The following is an 18,214-nucleotide window of genomic DNA, read 5'->3' on the forward strand; positions in this document are numbered from 1 at the left end:
CGTCACCTTACCCCCGGGACAACCATGGTTGTCCCGGGGGCCACCGCCGTCTACGGTGCTCCTATGACAGTGGAGACGCCGATGACTCCTGAGCAGGAGGAACTGGCCGAGCGGGCGCGACAGGTCGTCGCCGAAGCCGCTCGGCAGCTCATCCTGCGCACGCCGGTTGCGGATCAGGACGAGCCGGGCCCGGACGGGTTCCGGAGCGACGCGCTGGCCTCGCTCCGGGCCCTGGCCTTCCTCGGCCGGGCCGTCGAGGAGTGTGCGGCACTGGCCGCGCAAGCCGCCGCCCAGGAGGGCGCCAATTACCCGCAGCTGGGCAGAGCCTGGGGCGTCAGTCGCCAGGGCGCCCGCAAGCGCTGGCCCGGCCTCGTCATTACCGCCCGCCCCGCACGCCCCCTACCTCACCACCAGACCCGGAGCCCCCTCATGAACGGCCTCGTCCCCCGTACCTACACCGTCCTGCTCGTCGAGGACGACATGGCCGACGCCATGCTCATCGAGGAGGCCCTGACCGAGGAGGGCATGGCGCGCGGGATTCAGAGGGCCGACGACGGCGTCGCGGCGTTGGAGTACCTCCGCGACCCGCTGACCGACCGGCCCGACCTGATCGTGCTCGATCTGAACATGCCCCGCATGAACGGCCGCGAGCTGCTGAACGTCCTCAAGAACGACCCGGATCTGTCGACTATCCCCTGCGTCGTGCTGACCACGTCCGCCGCTCCTGACGACATCGACGACGCCTATCGCCAGCATGCCAACGCGTACGTCACCAAGCCCGTCAATCTCGACGACTTCATCGAGACCGTCCAGAGCATCGATTCCTTCTTTTTCGACACCGCCGTGACTCCGCGCCACCCCATTGCCGATGCCGGTTGAGATCCGTGCATCCGGATCGGATGCCCGGCATCCCCACGGGAAGCCCGGAGCGGAGGAGGCACCGGTAACCTTTCGGCTGCACTACTGAGAAGCGATCCTGCCGATGTCCCTGGTCCAGCAGCACCGACGCGTACTGGGCCAATACGGGTCTCCCTGGCTGTGTGTCTGGTCGGTACACCTCTACGTCGGACGGGCGACGCGAATTCGGCAGACCTTCCCGAAGTTTTCCAGATGCTCCGAGACGTCCGAGCTTCACTCTCGCGCCGTCGGCATGGCAGACAAAGATCACGCTCGGGAATACCGCACGTCCAGAACAAGCGCACTCCGCCAGCACCTCTGCGCACCCGGGGATGTTGCAACGCATGCAAAACGGGTAGCGAGCCCGCCCCCGGTACCAACTTCGCGTCCTCGGCCACGGTCTCCCACCGGCCGGCCGCCTGATCAGCGATTCCCTCTCCGGCACGCAGTTCGAAGTTGACTGCACCCTCCCGGACCTGACTGTGCGCCCTTGCACCACAGTGCTCTTGACAGCCGCCGTCCCTTCTTGGGGGTGCGCCTCGATCGCCAGGGTGTGGTCCGCAACCCCGGCTGACGGCCGCGTCGTGGCCACCGGGCCGGCCGTCCCGGTCTGGGCCGGGCTTCCGCCTTCGCGCTGCGTCGGTTCTCGGGCTCGCGGGCACAACCGTGTCCGCCACGGCCGACGAGAGGGCCGACCGGGCCGTCGACACGGCGGCGGCCAAAGAGCCTCGAAGTAACGCAGCGATCAGTGCGCAACGCCAAGGACGTCCTGCTCAGTTGAGGCGCCGGTGGCAGATCCGGACACCGGCCAAGCCGACGAAGCCGAGGAAGTGCTCGGCCTTGCGCTCGTAGCGGCGGTGCCAGCGGCGACATCCAGCGAGCCAGGACATCGTGCGTTCCATGGTCCAACGGTGGCGGCCGAGTCGTTGTGAGGTCTCGATGCCCCTGCGGGCGATGCGTTGCCTGATGCCGCGCCCGCGTAACCATCGCCGCAGGTGGTCGTAGTCGCATCCCTTGTCGGCTGGGCTTTCCCGGTCTGCGTCGTCGGCGTCCGCGCCGGGAGCCGATCGGCGGAATGCCCTTCACCAGCGGATCAGAGCCTGGCGGTCGTGAAGGTTCGCCCCCGGCACGTACGTGCTGCGGACCGCGCGCACCGAAGCCGGAGGACTTCGAGCCTGAGCCCGGCCTGGAACCGATGTGGTGCCGCTTCCTGCACGACCTTGAGCTGATCGCGCCGGGGCCCTGGTGCGCGGGGTGCGGCCGGGCAGGCTAGTTTGCTGGGATGAGTCTCCTTGATGATGTGGCCGAGCGCGACGGCTGGCGCTGCTGGGTGTGTGACGAAGCGGTCGACCCCAATGAGTCGGTGAACGACCCGCGGGGGCCCAGCGTCGACAGCCGGACTGCCGACCGGAAGGCCAAGGTCGCCGAGCGGCTCGCGCACCGCGGATGCAATACCCGCAAGGGTGCGGTCAAGGTGGTCATCGCCTGGCCGGACCGCCTGTACGTGGTCGAACCCGCGCCGCTGATCACCGTTGCCGGGAGGCTGGAGCGCAAGGGGGGCCGCGAGATGGTGGGCCGCTGTCCGACCAGACGGGACGCCCAAGAGGCGGCGGACTGGTTGGTGGATCGGTTCTCGCGACTCGTACCGGGGCTGCCGGTGACCGCCGACATCGAGCCGGGCGGCGGCCAGTTCCTCGTCACCCTGGCCACCGGCCGCCGCTGACCAGGGATCACCAGCGCATCGAGAGCGAACCGCCGGTTCACACGACCTGTCCTTGCACGAGCTGACTGCATCGCTCGCCGGCGCCCAGCTACAGGTCGATGTCGCGATCGTGGCTCTTGTGAGGTCCTACCCGCACTGCGGACCCGCCGTCTCCGGCAGGGAAGAACTCTCCTACAAGCCCTGACTGCCGATTCTGGCATTCCTGGGTACCCATGATCCCGGCCGAGCGAGCAGCCCTGAGGCGCCCGAATACGGCCATCCGCAAGACGCTTTAGGCTTCGCCTCGAACGGAAGAACGAAGGGAAGGCGGGACAGTGGGCGGCAATTGTTGGTGGCAGACGGGACCGTGCGACGACAACCTAGCGGTCGCGTTCCGCCAAGCCCAGGAGGCGGAACTGGCCAAGGACGACCACGGCTTCCCGGGCCTCACCGTCACGAAGCTATGGGAGAGCGAGGACTGGGCCGAGTTCATCTTTACCGGTGGCACCGCCACCGTCCTGGACCAGATAGACCTGATCGATGCGGCTGAGCCCGAAAACGGCCCCTACATGCGTCCGGTGACGGAGGAAGAGCTTCAAGCCTGGTGTCCTCACGGAAAGCCCACTGTCGCGGAGTGGGAGGCGGCCCTGCAGGCCGACGACGAGCTCTTTCCCCGCCGCGGGCTCGGCCGTTGCACGGTCCTGTACGAGAACGGCGAGCCTTCGGAGATCGGCTACTGGGGGGTGACGGCGGACTAGACTTGCCCGTCGAACACGGGCTTGCTGCTGACTCGGGCCGAGGTCACGTGCGGTCGTTCGGCTGTCCGGCCGAAAATGCACTCCTGAGCGAGCGTCAGGAAGATCCGGATGTCTCCTCTGATCTCCCCGTTGTCCCGCGCTCTCGTCGCCGACTTCGCTCGCGCTGGCCACCAGGTCAACCGTTTTGCGGAAGGTCCTGTTGCCGGTGAGTGCAGGCCTCCCTCGTCACCTCGCTCCCTGTCGGTGAGGACCTTCACCGGTCGAGCGAGGAGGCCCCTGCCGGTCCATCAGCGCAAGGAGAGGGTCGGTGGCACCCGCCCGCATTCAACGCCCTCTGTCCGCCCTCAGTGACTTACGCTGTTCGCGCCCGTGCAGGCGGGTGCTGAACAGCACCCAGAGGCCGCATCCGACCTGGCGGACCCATGATCGAGGTAGGCAGAACCGTTAGCGGTACGGGCTTCGTGGAGGCCGGTACGGCGTGCCACCCGCTGCGTACAGGTGATCCTCGACAGCGCCCGCGCCGAGATCGAAGGGCTCCTGGACGGCTGCTCGGGGAGCGGCGACCCGGACGGGTGCGCGCTGGGCTGATCGCTCGGTGACGGGGACGCAGCTCCGTTGTGGAGTCGGCCGTCCGCGACGAGGCGATGCTGGTCACCGCCCTCGACGAGCGGCGGTGACCAGCACTTTCGCCACACGCCTTACGAGGACTGCATCTCGTAGGAGCCGGACAGCGCCTCGACCTGGGACCAGACACGGGCGCAGCGCTCGGGGTCGGCCACCGGACGGCGAATGGTGGCCAGGGCCCAGGCGGCCTGCGCGTCGGTGGTGGCCGCCTTGCCGTACAGCTCGGTGGCGTAGGCGGAGAAGTCGCGGATCAGCACGTCGAAGATCTCCCCCAGCACGTCGGCGTCCAGGCCGGTCAGCTCAGCCTGCTCCAGCACCAGTTGGCCGTAGACCACCAGGGCGAAGAGGTGGCCGATGACGAGCGAGAAATCGAGGTCCTGCTGTTGGGCCCGGTCGGGAGCGTGCTGGGACAGCAGCTCGCACAGTGCGTCTGCCTGCTCCCTGAAGCGGGCCACGTTGGGCCGGTCGGCGTGCGCGTCATAGGCGGTGCGCCAGTCGTGGAAGCGGATGGCGCCCAGTCCGCGCGCCGGGCCCTGCTGGAACAGGAAGGTGTCGTCCGCCGCGTCGAGACGGGTGGGAACGGGCGCGTACTCGGCGGGATCGAACAGGTAGTTGGGCATGAACTTCTGGATCAGGGCGAGGTTGACGTGGACCGTGCCCTCCAGCTTGGGCAGGCCACGGATGTCCCGGGCCGCCTTGTCGAAGTAGGTGTCCTTCTCGAACCCCTTGGCGGCGATGACGTCCCACATCAGGTCGATGACCTTCTCGCCCTCGGTGGTGACCTTCATCTTGGTCATCGGGTTGAAGAGAAGGTAGCGGCGGTCGTCGGGGCCGGCGGAGCGGAAGTAGTCGACAGCCCGGGCGCTGAAGAGCTTCATGGCGACCAGCCGGATGTACGCGTCCGTGAACTCCCGGCGCACGTGCGGGAAGGCCGTGACCGGCTTGCCGTACAGGATGCGGTTGTGGGCGTGGGTGACCGCCTCGTACATGGCGTGTTCGCAGATGCCGATGGAGGCGGCGCACAGATTGAACTTGCCGATGTTGATGGTGTTGAGGGCGGCATCGAAGGCGGCCTTCCCTGTGTGCATCACGTCCTCGGCGCCCACCGGGTAGTCCTCCAGGCGGAACTCGCTGACGAACATCTGCGAGTTCACCACGTTCTTCACCAGGTGGTAGTCGGGGTGGCGACTGTCCGCGGCGAAGAATACGTAGCCGTCGGGGCCCTCGATGTCGGAGCGGCGGCCGAAGACGGAGACGAGACCGGCGACGTTGCCGTTGCCGATGTAGTACTTGGAGCCGTTGGCGAGGAAGCCGCCCTTGCCGTCCGGGGTGAGGACCAGGTCCGTCTGGTAGATGTCGGCGCCGTGGCCCTTCTCGGACAGACCGAAGGCCATGACGTGCCCTTCGGAGAGCAGCTGCGCCGCGCGGGCGTGCGCCTGGGGGTTCGCGCTCTGCCACACCGGGCCGAGGCCGAGGATGGTGACCTGCCAGGTGTACCAGTAGTTCAGGCCGTAGAAGCCGAGAATCTCGTTGAGGGCGGCGTTGCGGGCGGTGTCCCAGCGCTTGTCGCCGTCGTCGGCCGCGCTGGCCGACGGGGTGAGGAAGGCGGCGAAAAGGCCCTCCTTGGCGGCGAAGTCCAGGAAGTCCGCGTACCAGGTGCGATCGATGTAGTCGCTGAGGAGCGCCTTCTTGCCACGCATCTCGAACCAGTCGATCGTGGCCCTCAACAGGCGGCGGGTCTCCGGGTCGAAATGCGCAGGATCGTACGTGCGCGGGTTGAAGAGCAGTTCGCTGGACATGGAAGGGTCCTTTCCGGGGCGGGGCCTACGGGTTGCAAAGTCAGCCGATGATCCGGCGAAGGGTCGCGAGGACGTCGTCGAGCCAGGCGAGGTACATGCGCTCGTACTCGATACCGCCGCGCAGCACGACGTGCTGCAGGGACTGGCCCGCGTCCTGCGTCTCGGGGTCGGGGAAGTCACGGCGCTCCCCGGCCAGGTAGCGCCCAAGCATGGCGGCGTGGATCTCCCGGTGCCGCTCCACCTCGGCGAGCAGTCCGGCCCTGCCCTGCGCATCGTCGAAGGCGGCGCCCCGGATCTTCACGGCCAGCTCCTGCCGAACCGACTCGGACTCGACAGGCGTCCTCAGCCAGGCGGTGAGCACGGCCCGTCCGGGGTCGGCCACCGAGTACATCTTCTTGTCCGGTCGGCCGTGCTGAGCCACCTTCTCGACGGCGACCCAGCCGTCGGACTCCATGCGCTTGAGCACACGGTAGATCTGCTGGTGGCTGGCGCTCCAGAATCGACCGATGGTTCGGTCGAAGCGGTTCGCCAGCTCGTAGCCGGAACCGGGCTGCTCCAACAGGGACACCAGGATCGCGTGCTCAAGGGCCATGCGGCGAGTTTGCTACGCAACTAGTTGCATAGCAACAGGCCGCGGCCACGTGCGACACACCTCACTCCGGTGCGACGGCAACCCGCCGCGACCGGTCGCCCCGCCCCGGCGGCTGCCCGTTTCACACGCACTGTTCGACGGCCCGGCCCGACCGCACGATCTCGGTGCCGGTGGCGCAGCAACTCCGCGAGGATCACCGGGGCGGTGTGCCACCGCCCGGGAGACGGCTCGGCATCGGTGGACTGATCGCGTCCTCGTTCCGACACCGACTCCATCCGGCTTCCCGACGAAGCCGGTTGACGCGTTGGAGCGATGACGGGGAGCTGGCTGCGGCGAAGTTTCGCCCTCCCGCAGCGAACCCCTCCGCCCAAGGGGCCGCCCCGTGACCGCGGCCCGTTGAGGCCCGAGGGCAACCGGATACAGTGCGCGGGACGGCAGCCTGGCTTGTGAGGGGAAGCGTGACCGACTCCAGCGACACCCGACCCGCCGACAGTGAAGCGCCAGCGGCGCGGCAGAGTCGGCTGCACCGCCTGATGCGCTACATCCCCCTGATCGCTCCCGTCCTGCTGTGGGCCGTGCCCTGCTGGGTGCTCCTGCACAGCGGCCAGCACTGGCCGCTGCCCGTCACGCTCGCCGGCACCGCCCTGTTCGCCCTCGGCCTCGTCGGTATGCCGCTCGCGATGGGGCGCGGCCACGGCCGGCGCCAGCAGGACCGGGCGGCGATCGTCGGTGACACCCTGCTGGGCACCAGCTGGGTCCTGTTCACCTGGTCCGTTCTGCTCGGCGTCCTCTTGCGGCTCGCCCTGGCCGTGGCCGGCGTCGAGGAGAGCCAGGACCGGGCCCGAATCGTCACGTGGGCCGTCCTCGGTATAGCCGCCGTACTCCTCGCCTGGGGGTACGCCGAAGCCCGCCGCGTGCCGCGCGTGCGCCGACTCGACGTGCCGATCCCACGGCTGGGTGCCGGGTTGGACGGCCTCCGCGTCGTCCTCATCACCGACACCCACTACGGTCCCCTCGATCGCACTCGCTGGTCGGCACAGGTGTGCGAGAAGGTGAACACCCTGGAAGCCGACCTGGTCTGCCACACGGGTGACATCGCGGACGGCACGGCCGAACGCCGGCGCTCGCAGGCCGCCCCACTCGGAACCGTGCGGGCCACCCGAGCCCGTGTATACGTCACCGGCAACCACGAGTACTACAGCGAGGCCCAGGGCTGGGTCGACCTGATGGACGAGCTGGGCTGGGAGCCGCTGCGCAACCGCCATCTGTTGCTCGAACGCGGAGGCGACACGCTCGTGGTCGCCGGCGTGGATGACGTCACCGCCGAGTCCTCCGGCCTGGCAGGACACCGCGCCCACCTCGCCGGAGCCTTGGACGGCGCCGACCCGGACCTGCCCGTCCTGCTCTTGGCACACCAGCCCAAGTTCATCGACCGGGCGGCAGCCGACGGCGTCGACCTCCAGCTCTCCGGCCACACCCACGGCGGCCAGATCTGGCCCTTCCACCACCTCGTCCGCATCGACCAGCCCGCCCTCGCCGGCCTCAGCCACCACGGCCCCCGCACTATCCTCTACACCAGCCGCGGCACCGGCTTCTGGGGCCCGCCGTTCCGCGTCTTCGCCCCCAGCGAGATCACCCTGCTCGTGCTCCGCTCCCCGCACCTGCCCACCTCGATGTAGCACTCGACGGGCCGACACATCCGCGTGGAGCGGTGCACGCGCCGAGGGACGCCGCGTCGACAGATGACCAGGCTCGTCCCGCTGAGGACAAGATCCGGATCACTCCCGTCCGACGGCTCCAGCGCGCCCTACGCAGCCACGTTTTACGCAGGTCAGCGACGCGTGATGCCTGTACCATCAGCAGAACGAAGACCTTCCTTGCTCCCAGCCGCGGCTCAACTACGGCCGCACGCCGAGCGCGGCGGTCGACGACGTACTTCAGGGCCTGGCTTCAGCTGGCGACAGCGTGGGCGCGGCAGTCGCGACAGCAGCCTGCGGCACCTCCGTGGTCGGCTTCCCCTTCTCGATCCGGTCGACCACGGGGCAACGCCTCGTACATCCGCCGGGAAAGCTCTTCGATGAACCCCCATGCTCTCCATGATGGACATCCTCCCGGGGCTGAACCCCCAGATCTCAAATGTCCGTCAAAGCGGATCAAGCCCACTCGCGATCTTCTTGTTGTCGGCGTACAGGTCAACGTGCACAAGCGTGTACGGGGAAACGTGCACAGCTCCAACGGTCTCGCGCCGTGGGGACCGTCGGATTGCGACCGCGGTGGACATCGAGCGGTCAGCGGCAGATCAGGCTTGCGTCCAACAGGAGGCCGTCGACGTCAAGGTGTGCTGACCGGACTACCTCCGCGACTGCTGGCGGTACCGACCGGGGGCCAAGCCGTACTCTCGTTTGAACGCTTTGGCGAAGGCGAATTCGGAGGTGTATCCGGTGCGCTGCGCGACGGTCTGTACCGGCTTGTCGCTGTCGCGCAGCAGTCGCGCCGCCAGCGTCATCCGCCACCAGGTCAGGTAGCCCAGCGGCGGTTTGCCGACCAGCGAGGTGAACCGGCGGGAGAAGGCCGCCCGCGACAGTCCGGCTTTCGCGCCCAGCGCTTGGACCGTCCACTGCCCGGCGGGTTCCTGGTGGATATGGCGCAGCGCTTCGGTGATCGCCGGATCGCGCAGCGTCGCGGCCCACCCGGTGGCCGGGCCGTCGTCGGTTTGCTCGTCGAGCCAGGCCCGCAGGATGTACAGCAGCATGATGTCCAGCAGGGCCGATACGACCGCTTCGGTTCCGTGGTCGGGGTTGGCGATCTCGTCGCCGAGCAGGTTGACGGCAGCATGTAGCGGCGTGCGGTGGCCGAGACGTGCCGGAAGGTGGATGACCTCGGGCAGTTCCTCGAACAGTGGATGTGGCCGGGTCTGGTCGAGCGTGTATGCGCCGCACAGCAGGACCGTCGTGGCCCCCTCGCCGTCGTCGGCGCTCGGCGCTATCTGCCGCAGGGAGGCCGAGGGCGCGCCCGTCAGGGACGTTGACGGGCTGTCGGCCAGAGCGTGCCCGCAGCCGTGCGGAAGGCACACCACATCGCCCACGCTCAGGGCGATCGCGGCGCCCGTCGGCGGGATCAGCCAGCATGTCCCTTCCAGCACCACGTGGAAGCCGGCCCCGGAGAACGGCTCGGCCCGCACTCCCCACGGAGCGTGCTTGCGGATTTCACTGGAATGCGGGCGCCCCATACGCATGACACCGATCGCATCGCTGAGCACGTCCATCGCCAGATCGTATCGCGAGGCTGCTACGCACAAGACGATCAGATATGAAACGGAGACGGTGAGCCATGGGGGAGCGCCTCCTGACCTCCATACGCTGAGTGCGCCAAACACATTGACCGATCGGTCTACCAGAAGGGCAGGACATGAGCCTGTACACCGCCGTCGCGACCGCGACCGGCCGCGACGGCCGCGCCGTCAGTTCGGACGGCAAGTTGGACGTCGAGCTGGCCCTCCAGAAGGAGTTGGGCGGCACCGGCGACGGTACCAACCCCGAGCAGCTCTTCGCGGCGGGCTATGCGGCCTGTTTCGCCACCTCCATGCAGCTGGTGGCGCAGAAGAAGAAGATCGACGTCTCGGGCATGTCGGTCACCGCCGCAGTCGGCCTCGTCCCCAACGGGCAGGGAGGCTTCCAGCTCGAAGTCAGCCTGCGGACGAAGCTACCGGACAGCCTGCTCCGGGAGGTCGGTCGCGAACTCATCGAGGCGACCCACCAGGTTTGCCCGTACTCCAACGCCACGCGAGGCAACATCGCGGTCGAGCTGCTCGCCGAGTAACCGCCGCCCGCTGAAAGCCACCTGGACCGCAACCGCCAGAGTCCGCGATCCAGGTGGCGTCGTCTTACCCGGTTGCTCCACGGCGCGGGGCAACGCCTGTTGGTCTTGAGACCATCTGATTTCGCACCGAGACCCCTGTGTACGTTCGGACGTACCTGACTGTGCACGTTTGCCTGTACGCCGACACTTGTCGGACCAGCGCGGCAAACAGGACTGGGCCCTGGCCGACGTCCACGACGTCGAAGCGTTCCTGGCGAAGAGGCCCAAGGCCCGCCAGCGCCGACTGATCGTGTCACGGCAGTCTTCCGCTTCGCCCGCTCCCGCAAAGTCCTGCTCGCCGACCCCAGGCCTCGCTCATCGGCATGGGGTCACTCACTCTCTCGCTCCTGGTCCGCGTGGGTGGGGGCCTGCCGGAGCCGGTCGGCGACGGCGGCGTAGTGGGACAGGTCGATCACGACCCGGTTCGCGACGTCCGATTCAGGTCGGCCGCGAAGCTTTTCGGCTTCCGCCTGGGCCGCGGCCGATGGAGGCCGGCGGACCTTGGTGCGGCAGGGTGCCTTGTCGGAGAACGAGGCGAGTACGGCTCGTTCGAGGGCGATGACGTGTCCGGTGTCCCGGATGGTCTGCCCGGCTCCGTCCGGTGCCCGGCGGTGGTGGGCGATGACCGCGCGGCCGGCGGTGACCACATGCAGGTCGTCCTCGCCGAGCCGGATGCGGACCGTGACGTGGGCGCCGGTCAGCCCGGGCGGGACCGAGTAGTGGTTGCCGGCGAAGGGAACCAGTCCTTGCGGGCTGACGACGCGCGTCTGTTCCAGCTCGGCGGGGAACGGTCGGGTCGGCAGGTCCAGCAGCGGCTCGGCCGCGGCGAGCGCGGCAACCGTGGTCGAAGCTCCGTCGAGCTTGCGTTTGCGGCTGTCCATCTGCACGGCCAGCTTGTCGACACCGTTATGGCCCGCCTCGATGCTGATGCCGTCCGGGACGGTTCGCCACCAGCGTTGGGCCGCTGAGTGGTTGGCCTTCTCGACGACCCCTTGCGGTTGCCTCGTCGCGGCGGACAGATGTCGACGCCTGCTCCGTAGCTTCGCGACGGCGGCGAAGGCCGGCAAGACCCGTCCGGTCGGCGGGTGGCAGACGGTGGCCATCCGGTCGAACCTCCACCTTCGGGCGGTTCCGCCCAGGCGCCGCAGCACGGCGTCGTTTGACTGCACCAGGTGCGGGAAGGTCTCTGCCTCTGCAAGTACGGCCCCGCCATCGGCCCGAGTGAGCCAGGGCGCCGACCAGGAGATGCGCGTTGGCGCCGACGCCCCACTCCGCGGGCAGGTCGGGGAGTTCGACCCAGTCGAACTGGATTTCTTCGCCCGGAGGATGCGCGATGATCGCCACCTCGCGACCGCTCGAAGCCCGGCATGGTTCGCAGTGCGGTCGTGCTTTGTATCGCCGCAGGGCCCGGGTGAAGGTGGAGCAGCCGCCCAGATGGCCGAGTTCCACCACTTCGTCGAAGAGCGTCGATGCCCACAAGTGCGGATCATCGCTCAGCCGTTGGCGGCAGTACTCCAGGAAGGGCAGGAACGCGTCCGGCGACTGACGGCGATATCCGGAGACTCGCTCGCCGTTCAGATAGGTGCGGATCGTCTTACGGTCGTGCCCCAGGTGCCGGGCGATCGCCGAGATCGACCAGCCCTGGCGACGTAGTGCGTGAGCATCCACGTCTTCCTCCCAGGTGAGCATCCAGGGCCCTTCAACAGGCCGAACTCCGTGCTCACGCAGGCTCTCCACGACACGCCGACACCATCTCGACACGCCGGGAGGATCACGCGATGGGTGGGGAGATCACCTGAGCAGGTTTGGTCACTTGAAAAGCAGCACCTGAGGAGATTCAAAGAGCGCCATCACTACACGGACGGGCTGCTCATCACCACCAAGGTTGGTGTCGCACGATCAGACTCCTCAGCCGGGTGGAAACTCGGCGCCCGCCCGCAGGTGTTGCGCGGTCAAGTCGACCACGCCCTGCGGCGGCTGCGCGTCGAGCGGATCTGACTGCTCCAGCTGCACCGCATCGATCCGCAGGTGCTCCTGGCGGATCAGCTCGGTGCGCTGCGCGAACTCCAGGCGGAGGGCAAGGTCGGACAGATCGGACTGTCCGAGGTCACCGTCACAGAGCTGGACCAGGCACGGGAGATCGTCGACGTCGCGAGCGTGCACCACCGATACAGCCTGCTCGACCGCGAGCACGAGCCGGTGCTCGCCGCGTGCGAAGCGGCGGGGATCGCGTTCCTGCCATGGCGACCGGTCGCCTCAGCAGCGTCGGCCGAGATCGCCGGGGTGGCGGCCGAACTTGACGCCACCCCGGCGTAGGTCTCGCTCGCGTGGCTTCTTCACTACTCTCCGGTCATCCTCCCGATTCCGGGTACCGCTCGAATCGATCACCTGGAGGAGAATCTCGCTGCGACGCATCTCCGCCTGGACCCGGCCTGCCGCGACCGCCTCGACCGGTTGGCCGAGCAAGGACTCTGCTGATCGCTCTCACGGAATGTGTGCCAGAGCCCTTCAGGAACAGCAGATGTGGATGAGTTGGGAGGCCGTTGGTGGTCACCCTTCGCCTGAATGGCGATGAAAGTGACGGCACTATCTGCGGGGATGCGGGCTTGTGGTCCTGAAAGGAGTACGCGCGTGTCAATGAGGCGGGCCCGACGCCCGAGCAATGCAAGAGGGCCGAGGCCTGCCAGTTCTGCGAGGCGCCCACGACCTGGAGCGAACTCCGGGGCAACCCGCCTGGAGGCGGGCCGCCCTCCGGTGGCAGTATCTGTGGGATGCCCCCTTCCATTCAGGTCGGCCCGTACACCGTCATCGCGCTGGCCGACGGCGAGGGCCCCTTCTTCTCCCCCAGGTCGGAGGCGTTCCCCGATGCCACCACCGAGCAGTGGGCGGCGGCCGACCAGCTCGATCCCGGCGCGCTCGACACCGACGGGCGCTGGCGGCTCCAGTTCCGCGCGTTCGCGATCCGCAGCGATCAGGGTGTGACTCTGGTCGATGCGGGCATCGGCCCGGCCGACAGCCCGGCGGCCTCCTGGGCACCCGTGCCCGGGGCTCTCCCGGCTTCGCTGGCCGCCGCGGGTATCGAACCATCCGACGTGGACACCGTGGTACTCACGCACCTCCACACCGACCACGTGGGCTGGGCCGTCGTCGGCGGCGCGCAGGCGCGACCGTTCTTCTCGAACGCCGAATACGTGTTGCAGCAAGCCGAACTTGACGCGATCGAAGAGGTCAACCCGCAGCTGCGGTCCACTGTGATCGACCCGCTCCGCAGGACCGATCAGCTGCGGCTGCTCGACGGCGACACCCCGCTGCGCAGCGGCGAGCGCGTGTTCGCCACGCCCGGTCACACACCCGGCCACCAGAGCGTGCTCGTCGCGTCCGGGCGCGAACAGGTCGCCGTCACCGGTGACCTGCTCGTGCACGCGATCCAGCTGCTCCACCCCGAAGTCGCCTACGCCCACGAGATGGACCCTGAGCAGGCAAGGGCCTCAAGGGAACGAGTGCTCCACAGCCCGGCCGCCGGCACCCTCCGCCTCGCTACCCCGCACCTGACCGAGCCGTTCATCGCCCGCTGACCCACCCGGCGGGACCGGTCATTACGCGATCACCCGCAGCCGCTCGGCCGTCGGAAGCGTGTTGCAGAAGCCTGCGGGGCCGGCATTTCTCTTGTATGGGTGGGGTGTTGCGGGCTGAGGCGTTGTGGGTGGAAACGTTCGCGGGGCTGCGGATGCGGCAGTTCGATCGGCTGCTGAAGGTTGTGCGTGAACGGGGTGGGAACGGGCATGGTGGGGGTCGGCCGTGGGTGACCAAGTCGATCACGTCGCGGTCATGCACAGGGCGGTGTCCCGTGCCGCTCGGGACGGTCTTCACCTTCTCGTCGTATCGCGACAGCTGAGTCGGGTGGCCGCGGCGGACTACGGCGCGACAGCAGACATCCGGTCAGTGCGGCGGCGAGCCCGGCCAGTCCGGCCGCCGCGAAGCCGGCCGCCGGCACGCTGACGTCGACCGCCACCCCGACGATCGGCGAGCCGAGCGCGAAACCCGCGCTCTGCGCCGAGGACTGCAGGCCCGTCGCTTCACCCCGCACGCCGACCGGCGCTTGTCGACTCACCGCATCGGCCACCGCGGAAAGGGTCGGTGCGGCGAGCAGCCCGGTGCCGACAACTGCCACGCACAACCAGGGCCAGTCGTGAGCCAGCCCTACGGGGATGGTCACGAGCCCGAGCAAGCCGAGCAGCGACCACGTGGGCAACGACCGGGAGAGCGCGCCGTAGACCAGCCCGCCGACGACAGAGGTCACGCCGAGCACGGCCACGACTACGGCAGCCCAGGAGAGCTGACCTGCTACTTCGAGCGTGGCGACGATGGCGAGGTCGACTCCGCTGAGCACCATGGCCGTACCGAACGCCATCGTCAGTACGGCCGAGATGCCTGCGCCCAGCCACTCCCGTCGCGCGGGCCGTCCGGCCGCGCCGGCATCCGGCTCGTCCTCGGTACGCAGCGGCGGGTTGAGCAAGGCGATCCCGGTTCCGCCGACCACGATCGCGGCGCCGAGCCCCCACGCCACCCCTCCGGGGGACACCTTCGCGGCACACAGGAGCACGACGGCCGGGCCCACCATGTACGACAGTTCACCCTGCACCGACTCCAGCGCGAACGCCGCCCGGCGTTGTCGCGCCGTCGTCATCGCGGCGATGGCCTGTCTGGTGACCGGCTGGGCCGGCACCATCAACAACCCCGCCACACAGGCGGCACCCAGGAGGACCCAGTAGGAAAGGGTCGGCACACTCAGCCAGAACACGAGCTGCGCCACGACAGTGACCAGCAGCACCGTACGCAGGCCCCGCCGGTCGATCATGCGGCCGAGCAGCGGCCCGCCCAGCGCCAGCCCGGTGGTCAGAGCCGCCGCAACACCGCCGGCCGCCCCGTAGCTCATGCCCAGGTCCAGCACGATGTACATCGTCAGTGCCATCACGTCAGCCGTGATCGCGGTGCGGGCGAGAAAGGAAACGCCCAGGAGCGATGCCATCCCTGGCACAGCGAGGATCTGTCGGTATCCGGTCACCTACGTGACGCTAGATCTCTCCTCACGCCATAGGTAGTCGTTCATTTGCTGGGGCTGCCATAATGAATTTTTATGGCCAAGGATCTCGAAACCGCATTGCTGCGGTCTTTCGTCACCATCGTGCAAGCGGGCAGCATCAGCCGTGCCGCGACCGCCCTCGGACAGACCCAACCCGGCGTCAGCCAACAGGTGCGCAAGCTCGAGAGGGTCATCGGCCGTCCACTGCTCCACCGATCGTCGTCAGGTGTTTCGCTGACCCGGGCGGGCGAAGAGCTGCTGCCGTACGCCGAACGCATTCTTTCGCTCTCCGCACAGGCACTCACCGAGACCGGACGGACGCTCACCGGCCGCTGCGGCGTCGGGCTGCTCGAAGACCTCGCTGCGTCCCAACTTGCGCAAGCTCTCGCCGACCTCGCGCGACTGCACCCCGGAGCGACCCTGGAGGTGCTCAGCATGTCCGACGCCGGGATGCGGGAGGCCTATGACGCGGGCCGCGTCCAACTTGTACTCAACGAGCTGCCGGCCCTTCCCGGACCGCCGCGCTGGACGGTACGCCGCCCGCTGGTGTGGGCGATCGGCCACGGTGTGGACGTGGTTGCCGATCCACTGCCGGTGGTGCTGTTCTCGAACACGTGCTTCTGGCGCACGTCGGTCCTCGAAGCCCTCGAAGGCGCCGACCGGCCCTGGCGGGTAGCGTTCGAAAGCAACAGTCTGGCCGGTGTACTCGCCGCGTTGCGGGCCGGGCTCGGCGTGGCGGCGCTCATGCCCACGAACCTCGAACCGGCCATGGCGGGCCACGACGCGGACGTGCTGCCCACCTTGCCGGATGTCGAGCTCGGCCTCGCACGACACCCACGGTCCGACGGTGATCCGCTGATCGATGCGGTAGAGACCGCGCTGCGACGCACGGTCTGAGGCCGGCGCCTGGCGCCGCCGACGCTCACGATCGTGCTTCTTCTGGCTGCCCCATGAGGAGGTCCGTCTGTCTCGGCGACAGGCCGCCGAATGACCCGCCGGGAGGCCCGCAAGGCAGGGGAGGACCTCGCCGGGTCGCGGAGCTCGTCAAGGGCCCTCCTGCCACAGCTCACCGGCCGGTTGTGTCCCGGTTCGGCGAGCTCAGGGGTGGGCGCGCCAGTCGGTAGCGGCGCGTCTGCCCCACTGGACGGCGGTGATTGCGTGACTGCCGAGCATGGCGGGACAGCGGGCGGCAGGTCCTGGGCCGGTGCGCGATTTCGGCCAGGAGTCGGGTTGGAACTGCCTGGATGCCCCCCACTTGAAGCGTCGGTGGCGCTGACCGCGGCGGCGTCAGTCATCGGCTGCGATGAGGAGAGTGAGTATCGCTGCCGGGCGGTGGATGAGGACGAGTTCGTGGTCGAGCGAGGGACAGCCCTGCAGATGCATCACGAGCTCACGCACTTTACGGTCGGCTTGAGCGCTCGACAGGACTGCGCTCGTACTGGCCCCGTGGTCACTTCGCACGTACGCGGGGCCAGCCGTCCTTTGGTTGCGGAGAGGGCGCCACACGCTGGCTACTGTTTCGAGACCGGCTGCAACCGGCTCGGCGCTCGAGTAGTCCTGTCGGGTATGAGCCCTCGGATACCTGGTCGTAAGGCTGAGCGGCGCGGCCTGCACCTCTGGAACGTCGGCACCGTCCTGCTCTTGGTCTTCACCGGGGCGGTTGCGGTTGCCAGCTTCGTCTTCTACACCGGATGGGACCTCCTCGGAGCCCGGGAACTGAAGAAGCAGCAGCACATCGATTCCAAGACGCTCTTCGACCTGGTGAAGCTGTCCTTCGGCGTGGTCGCCGGGGCTGGTGCCTTGGTCGCGTTGGTTGTCGCGTACCGCCGTCAGCGCGTCGACGAGGATGCCGCCCTGCGTGACGCCACCCGCCTGCACAACGAACGTTTCACCAATGCCGTCTCCCAGCTCGGCCACGAATCACCCACGGTCCGCCTCGGTGGAGTGCACTCCTTGGCCGGTCTCGCCGACGACGCCCCCACCCGCCAGGTCCGCCAGACCTGCATCGACGTCCTGTGCGCCTTCCTCCGCCTCCCCTACACCGGCGAGAGTGACCTGCCGACAGGCGATGCGGAAGCCAGGCACAGCTCCCTCGCGCTGCGGGAAGCTCGACACACCGTCATCAGGCTTATCCGAGACCACCTCCGACTGCCACCGGAGCATCCACTCAGCTGGCAGGGCTACGACTTCGACTTCACCAACGCCGTATTCGACGGCGGAGATCTGTCGAGGGCGACGTTCTCCGGAGGCGAGGTCTCCTTTTGGGGCGCAACCTTCTGCGGCGAAGAGGTGGACTTCTCCCGCGCGACGTTCTCCGGCGCGGAGGTCTCCTTCTCTCGCGCGACGTTCTCCGGCGGGGAGGTCTCCTTCGATGATGCGACGTTCTCCGGCGGGAAGGTCTACTTCCTTGAGGCGGCCTTCACAGGAGGCACGGTCCACTTCTCCGGCGCAACCTTCCTAGGCGGCAGCGTCAACTTCTCCGGCTCAACGTTCTCGGGTGGCAGAGTCAACTTCACCGGGACGACGCTCTCCGGCGGCACTGTCGATTTCATCAGTGCAGTGTTCTCCAGCGGGTGGGTCAACTTCTCCTTTGCGACGTTCTCCGGCGCGGAGGTCAGTTTTGCCGCCGCGACGTTCTCCAGTGGCAGCGTCGACTTTGGTGACGTGACGTTCTCCGGCGGCTCTGTCATCTTCATCCACGCAACCGGAAGCGCTCCGGTGGGCCTGCAGGCAGCGGCAGGAACGCCTGCACCTGCCGGAGTCACCCTGGCAGCGGGCTGGTAGCACAGGACGAAGTGCGATCCAGGAGATCAGTGATTCCCGGCTGGAGCGTGACTGGCATGAGCACGCTCTCGCGGTCAAGCAGAAGCCCAAGTTCCCGTCATCGTGCGCCGGGGCTTG

The 18,214-nt window shown here is 68.2% G+C and carries 14 protein-coding genes and 3 pseudogenes; 11 read left to right on the top strand and 6 right to left on the bottom strand.

The window, feature by feature from the left end; all coding sequences use genetic code 11:
* Positions 1 to 81: 81 nt before the first annotated feature.
* The gene (locus OG844_RS12760) at positions 82 to 879 is read left to right on the top strand and encodes a response regulator (protein ID WP_406390009.1); all 798 of its coding nucleotides are present in this window, start codon (positions 82 to 84) and stop codon (positions 877 to 879) included.
* Positions 880 to 1,670: 791 nt separating this feature from the next.
* Here the strand turns inward: OG844_RS12760 and OG844_RS12765 are convergent.
* Positions 1,671 to 2,027 (bottom strand): annotated as a pseudogene (locus OG844_RS12765) (transposase); the annotation flags it as partial.
* Positions 2,028 to 2,179: 152 nt separating this feature from the next.
* Between OG844_RS12765 and OG844_RS12770 the strand changes: the two are divergent.
* From OG844_RS12770 to OG844_RS12780, 3 genes are all read left to right on the top strand, one after another.
* The gene (locus OG844_RS12770; protein ID WP_328315580.1) at positions 2,180 to 2,620 is read left to right on the top strand and encodes a hypothetical protein; all 441 of its coding nucleotides are present in this window, start codon (positions 2,180 to 2,182) and stop codon (positions 2,618 to 2,620) included.
* A 52-nt stretch (positions 2,621 to 2,672) separates the two neighbouring features.
* On the top strand, positions 2,673 to 2,804 hold the full coding sequence (locus tag OG844_RS12775) for a hypothetical protein (protein ID WP_406390010.1): 132 nt from the start codon (positions 2,673 to 2,675) through the stop codon (positions 2,802 to 2,804).
* 130 nt (positions 2,805 to 2,934) lie between these two features.
* Positions 2,935 to 3,357: a hypothetical protein gene (locus OG844_RS12780; RefSeq protein ID WP_406390011.1), complete on the top strand. Its 423-nt coding sequence runs from the start codon at positions 2,935 to 2,937 to the stop codon at positions 3,355 to 3,357.
* Between the two features lie 698 nt (positions 3,358 to 4,055).
* Here the strand turns inward: OG844_RS12780 and OG844_RS12785 are convergent.
* A complete protein-coding gene (locus OG844_RS12785; protein ID WP_406390012.1) occupies positions 4,056 to 5,780 on the bottom strand; it encodes an acyl-CoA dehydrogenase in 1,725 nt (574 codons plus the stop codon).
* A gap of 40 nt (positions 5,781 to 5,820) precedes the next feature.
* The gene (locus OG844_RS12790; RefSeq protein ID WP_406390013.1) at positions 5,821 to 6,372 is read right to left on the bottom strand and encodes a PadR family transcriptional regulator; all 552 of its coding nucleotides are present in this window, start codon (positions 6,370 to 6,372) and stop codon (positions 5,821 to 5,823) included.
* A 458-nt stretch (positions 6,373 to 6,830) separates the two neighbouring features.
* Between OG844_RS12790 and OG844_RS12795 the strand changes: the two genes are divergently transcribed.
* A complete protein-coding gene (locus OG844_RS12795) occupies positions 6,831 to 8,051 on the top strand; it encodes a metallophosphoesterase (RefSeq protein ID WP_406390014.1) in 1,221 nt (406 codons plus the stop codon).
* A gap of 671 nt (positions 8,052 to 8,722) precedes the next feature.
* On the opposite strand, the gene OG844_RS12800 is transcribed toward OG844_RS12795, so the two are convergent.
* Positions 8,723 to 9,637, bottom strand: a complete 915-nt coding sequence (locus tag OG844_RS12800) for an AraC family transcriptional regulator (RefSeq protein ID WP_406390015.1) — start codon at positions 9,635 to 9,637, stop codon at positions 8,723 to 8,725.
* A gap of 143 nt (positions 9,638 to 9,780) precedes the next feature.
* On the opposite strand from OG844_RS12800, the gene OG844_RS12805 reads away from it, so the two are divergent.
* Positions 9,781 to 10,191 carry an organic hydroperoxide resistance protein gene (locus OG844_RS12805; protein ID WP_406390016.1) on the top strand — a complete coding sequence of 137 codons (411 nt, stop codon included), beginning with the start codon at positions 9,781 to 9,783 and terminating at the stop codon, positions 10,189 to 10,191.
* Positions 10,192 to 10,559: 368 nt separating this feature from the next.
* Here OG844_RS12805 and OG844_RS12810 read toward each other — a convergent pair whose 3' ends face one another.
* Positions 10,560 to 11,333: a Mu transposase domain-containing protein gene (locus OG844_RS12810; protein ID WP_406390017.1), complete on the bottom strand. Its 774-nt coding sequence runs from the start codon at positions 11,331 to 11,333 to the stop codon at positions 10,560 to 10,562.
* A 745-nt stretch (positions 11,334 to 12,078) separates the two neighbouring features.
* Between OG844_RS12810 and OG844_RS12815 the strand changes: the two are divergent.
* The 3 genes and pseudogenes from OG844_RS12815 to OG844_RS12825 form a co-directional block, all read left to right on the top strand.
* Positions 12,079 to 12,708: pseudogene (locus OG844_RS12815) on the top strand (aldo/keto reductase); the annotation flags it as partial.
* A 293-nt stretch (positions 12,709 to 13,001) separates the two neighbouring features.
* On the top strand, positions 13,002 to 13,805 hold the full coding sequence (locus OG844_RS12820) for an MBL fold metallo-hydrolase (RefSeq protein ID WP_406390018.1): 804 nt from the start codon (positions 13,002 to 13,004) through the stop codon (positions 13,803 to 13,805).
* Between the two features lie 95 nt (positions 13,806 to 13,900).
* Positions 13,901 to 14,032: pseudogene (locus OG844_RS12825) on the top strand (IS5/IS1182 family transposase); the annotation flags it as partial.
* 24 nt (positions 14,033 to 14,056) lie between these two features.
* On the opposite strand, the gene OG844_RS12830 reads toward OG844_RS12825, so the two are convergent.
* Positions 14,057 to 15,295 (bottom strand): MFS transporter, encoded by a 1,239-nt coding sequence (locus OG844_RS12830; protein WP_406390019.1) that lies wholly within the window; start codon positions 15,293 to 15,295, stop codon positions 14,057 to 14,059.
* Between the two features lie 72 nt (positions 15,296 to 15,367).
* Here OG844_RS12830 and OG844_RS12835 point away from each other — a divergent pair, with 72 nt between their 5' ends.
* Together OG844_RS12835 and OG844_RS12840 are read left to right on the top strand one after the other, a co-directional pair.
* Entirely contained in the window at positions 15,368 to 16,210 is an 843-nt protein-coding gene (locus OG844_RS12835; protein ID WP_406390020.1) for a LysR family transcriptional regulator, read from the top strand.
* Between the two features lie 369 nt (positions 16,211 to 16,579).
* Positions 16,580 to 18,097, top strand: a complete 1,518-nt coding sequence (locus tag OG844_RS12840; protein ID WP_406390021.1) for a pentapeptide repeat-containing protein — start codon at positions 16,580 to 16,582, stop codon at positions 18,095 to 18,097.
* Positions 18,098 to 18,214 lie beyond the last annotated feature (117 nt).

It is taken from the genome of Streptomyces sp. NBC_00887, from assembly GCF_045207585.1.

Bases quoted from the DNA above. Each gene is read 5' to 3' on its own strand.
- OG844_RS12760 (WP_406390009.1), top strand. From the start codon at position 82: ATGACTCCTGAGCAGGAGGAACTGGCCGAGCGGGCGCGACAGGTCGTC.
- OG844_RS12770 (WP_328315580.1), top strand. From the start codon at position 2,180: ATGAGTCTCCTTGATGATGTGGCCGAGCGCGACGGCTGGCGCTGCTGG.
- OG844_RS12785 (WP_406390012.1), bottom strand. From the start codon at position 5,780: ATGTCCAGCGAACTGCTCTTCAACCCGCGCACGTACGATCCTGCGCAT.
- OG844_RS12790 (WP_406390013.1), bottom strand. From the start codon at position 6,372: ATGGCCCTTGAGCACGCGATCCTGGTGTCCCTGTTGGAGCAGCCCGGT.
- OG844_RS12800 (WP_406390015.1), bottom strand. From the start codon at position 9,637: ATGGACGTGCTCAGCGATGCGATCGGTGTCATGCGTATGGGGCGCCCG.
- OG844_RS12805 (WP_406390016.1), top strand. From the start codon at position 9,781: ATGAGCCTGTACACCGCCGTCGCGACCGCGACCGGCCGCGACGGCCGC.
- OG844_RS12810 (WP_406390017.1), bottom strand. From the start codon at position 11,333: ATGGCCACCGTCTGCCACCCGCCGACCGGACGGGTCTTGCCGGCCTTC.
- OG844_RS12820 (WP_406390018.1), top strand. From the start codon at position 13,002: ATGCCCCCTTCCATTCAGGTCGGCCCGTACACCGTCATCGCGCTGGCC.
- OG844_RS12835 (WP_406390020.1), top strand. From the start codon at position 15,368: ATGGCCAAGGATCTCGAAACCGCATTGCTGCGGTCTTTCGTCACCATC.